The organism is Micrococcus sp. LASM2_SD2 (assembly GCF_057364565.1).
Genome location: NZ_JBNFOB010000253.1, coordinates 1 through 3,177, shown reverse-complemented (window position 1 = coordinate 3,177; position 3,177 = coordinate 1). Strand labels below are relative to the sequence as shown.

Genomic DNA, 3,177 nt, shown 5'->3' with positions numbered 1-3,177 from the left:
CGAGCCGGACGACGGAGCCGGCCGGCCGTGCGGGACTCGAAGGCCGTCCACGACCGCCGGCGCCGGATCCTGGTGCCGGAGGTCATCGAGTGGGCGGCCGCCGTGGGCATCGGTGAGGCCAGTCCGGCAGAGATCGACGAGCACGGGCTGTCCACCGCCCTGGCCCTGGCCGGTCGCCGCGCGTGGTCGGTGCTGTGCCGCAATGCCGGCGTCGAGCCTGTGGCGCTCATCCTGGACGGCCGGGACGACTGGCTCACCCGGGGTGCCGGCGCGCCGTGGTGGAGGACGTGCCGGGGCCGGTGCCGCCGGTGCCGCAGATGGTGGTGAAGGCGGAGGACCAGGCCGCCACGGTCGCGGGGGCCTCGATCACCGCCAAGGTGTACCGTGACGATCTGATGAAGGCGCTGCATGAGGAGTTCCCCGCCTACGGGTGGGCCGGCAACAAGGGCTACGGCTCGGCCGGACACCGAGCGGCGATCGAGCAGGACGGCGCGGTCGTCCACCATCGGCGCTCGTGGGCGCTGCCGGTGCGGCGCGTCGAGGAGCCCCCGCTGTTCGCGTGGGACGAGGAGGCCGGGCCCGAGGGCGGCCGGGAAGGAGAACGCCCGTGAGCGCCGACGACCTGGAGGACTTCGAGTCCGAGGCCGAGCTGCTGCTGTACCGCGAGTACCGGGACGTCGTCGGCCTCTTCCGCTACGTGGTGGAGACCGAGCGCCGGTTCTACCTGGCCAACGAGGTGTCCCTGACCCCGCATCGCTCCGGTGGCGACGTGTTCTTCGAGCTCACCCTCGAGGACGCGTGGGTGTGGGACGTCTACCGGCACGCCCGCTTCATCAAGCGGGTCCGCGTCCTGACCTTCAAGGACGTGAACATCGAGGAGCTCCCGGCGAACCCGGAGCTCTCCCTGCCGCCGGACGGACCGGGCGGCCCCTTCGGCGGATGAGCCCCTGGCGCTGGTCGGAGGCCCGGCCCCTGTGGTCCGCCCCCGGCCCTGCCCAGCGCGGCAGTCGGCCTTCAGCCCCGGCCTGAACGGCACGGCAGACGGCTCCGCGTCCTGTCCTGCACAGCCCCTCCTGTCCTCCACACTCCCGCCCCACGGCCCCGGCGCCCCCACTGCGGCGTCCATCGTGGTGGCAGGAGGTGGTCCCATGCAGACCCCGAACAGGACAGCACACGCTCACAGCCCGCACCCCGTGGGCACACACCTGGACGACCGCGCGACGGCAGCGGTCGGACCGCCCGCAGACGCCACAGCCTCCGCCCAGGCGGCAGATCCCGCGCACCCGGAGACCGGCTCGCGCATCGACCGACCGCGGGCCAGCACCGCCCGGACGGCCCTGGGCCGGTTCGGAGAGGACGCCGCCGCCGACTGGCTGACGGCGCAGGGCTACTCCGTGGTGGAGCGGAACTGGCGCGGTGCCGGCGGCGAGCTGGACCTGGTCACCCTCCATGAGGGCTGGTGGGCCGCCGTCGAGGTGAAGACCCGCTCCGGGCTCGGGTTCGGGGACCCGTTCGAGGCCATCGGCCCGCGCAAGCTGGCCCGGCTGCACCGGCTCATGCGGCAGTGGCACGCCCAGTCCGGGATCGCCCGGCGCGCGGAGCCCTGGCGTGTGGACGCGGTGGCGGTGCTCGTGGTCCCGGGGGAGGCGCCCCGGTTCGACCTGCTGACGGACGTGCGCCCATGAGCCGCATCGGACGCACCCGCTCGATCTCCCTGTCCGGGCTGCGCGGCACGGTGGTGGACGTGGAGGCGGACATTGCGCAGTCCCTGCCCGGCTTCACGCTGCTCGGGCTGCCGGACCAGTCGCTGCAGGAGAGCCGTGACCGCATCCGCTCCGCGGCCCGCAACGCCGGCCAGCCGCTGACCCGCCGGCACCTGACGGTGAACCTGCTGCCGCCGGGGGTGCACAAGCGAGGCGCGGGGCACGATCTGGCCATCGTCCTGGCGGCCTACGCCGCCGAGGGGAGGGTGTCCGGGGTGCACGGACCGGTGTTCCTGGCCGAGCTCGGCCTGGACGGGACGCTGCATGGGCCCCCGGACATGGTCGCCCTGGCGATGGCGGCCGTGGACGCCGGCCTGCCGGACATGGTCGTCGCGGCCGACGCTGTGGACCAGGCCGCACTCGTCCCCGGCGCCCGGGTGCGCGGCTTCGCCCACCTGCACCACGTGATCCACGCCTTCGGGGGCAGGCCCGAGCCGGTGCCCGGTGTCGAGCCTGCCCCCGTCCTCGTCCGCCCCGGTGAGGAGCCCTCCGGCCCTTCCCTTCCCGACGACGGCCTGCGCACCTCTGGCGTCCGTCCCGCCCTCTCGTCGGCCTCTCCTGCGGGGGACCGGCCGGTGGAGGCCGGCCCGGATCGAGGCCGTGGTCCGGCGATGCGCCTCCCGGCCGACGACGTCGTGCCGGACCTCTCCGACGTGGTCGGCCAGTGGGAGGCCCGCTACGCGCTGGAGGTCGCCGCGGCCGGCGGGCACCACCTGCTGCTCTCCGGCCGTCCCGGAGCCGGCAAGACCATGCTCGCCGAGCGTCTGCCCGGCATCCTGCCCGTCCTGGACGACCGCACCGCGCTGGAGGCGGCCGCCCCTGGCCTCCCGTCGCCGCTCCGACGGGCCGGCGGCCCCACCGCGGCTGGACACCCCGTCCGCCGTTCCAGGCCCCGCACCACTCGGCGTCCATGCCCGGGCGCTCGTCGGCGGGCGGCAGCGGGGCTGGCCCGCCCCGGTGCGGCCTCGCTCGCCCACGGCGGCGTGCTCTTCCTGGACGAGGCACCGGAGTTCGACCGGCGCAGCCTCGAGGCCCTGCGCCAGCCGCTGGAGTCCGGGGAGGTGGTGCTCCACCGTTCCCGCGGCACGGTCCGGTACCCGGCACGCTTCCAGCTGGTCCTGGCCGCGAACCCCTGCCCCTGCGGCTACGGGGAGGGCGCGGGAAGCCGATGCCGGTGCACCGTGCTGCAGCGCCGCCGCTACGCAGAACGGCTCTCCGGGCCCCTGCTGGACCGGGTGGACCTCCAGGTCTCGGTCGCCCCGGTCACGGGGGCGGAGCTCGGCTCCTCCGGGGCGGGGGAGGACTCCGCCACGGTGGCGGCCCGTGTGCGGGACGCCGTCGGAGCGCAGCACGAGCGCTGGGCCTGCGCCAACGCGCGGATGCCGGGTGCCCTCCTGCGCCGGGGCCGGTTCAA

At 75.5% G+C, this 3,177-nt stretch carries 5 protein-coding genes; all 5 read left to right on the top strand.

The genetic code is table 11. From position 1 onward, the window contains the following. The coding region (locus AC2W7A_RS10930; protein WP_485991376.1) for a ribonuclease H family protein at positions 1-327 on the top strand (327 nt) is incomplete at its 5' end. Beyond that, the gene (locus AC2W7A_RS10925; protein WP_485991375.1) at positions 318-611 is read left to right on the top strand and encodes a ribonuclease HII; all 294 of its coding nucleotides are present in this window, start codon (positions 318-320) and stop codon (positions 609-611) included. The genes AC2W7A_RS10930 and AC2W7A_RS10925, both read left to right, overlap by 10 nt. Continuing rightward, complete coding sequence (locus AC2W7A_RS10920) at positions 608-943, top strand: DUF2469 domain-containing protein (protein WP_485991374.1); 336 nt, start codon at positions 608-610, stop codon at positions 941-943. Before AC2W7A_RS10925 ends, AC2W7A_RS10920 begins: the two co-directional genes overlap by 4 nt. Positions 944-1,193: 250 nt before the next feature. Further along, entirely contained in the window at positions 1,194-1,685 is a 492-nt protein-coding gene (locus tag AC2W7A_RS10915; protein ID WP_485991373.1) for a YraN family protein, read from the top strand. After that, positions 1,682-3,177: YifB family Mg chelatase-like AAA ATPase (locus AC2W7A_RS10910; protein WP_485991372.1), on the top strand; the 1,496-nt coding region annotated here is incomplete at its 3' end. The genes AC2W7A_RS10915 and AC2W7A_RS10910, both read left to right, overlap by 4 nt.

Excerpts from the sequence above, each read along its gene's own strand:
- AC2W7A_RS10925 (WP_485991375.1), top strand. The coding sequence starts at position 318 with ATGGTGGTGAAGGCGGAGGACCAGGCCGCCACGGTCGCGGGGGCCTCG.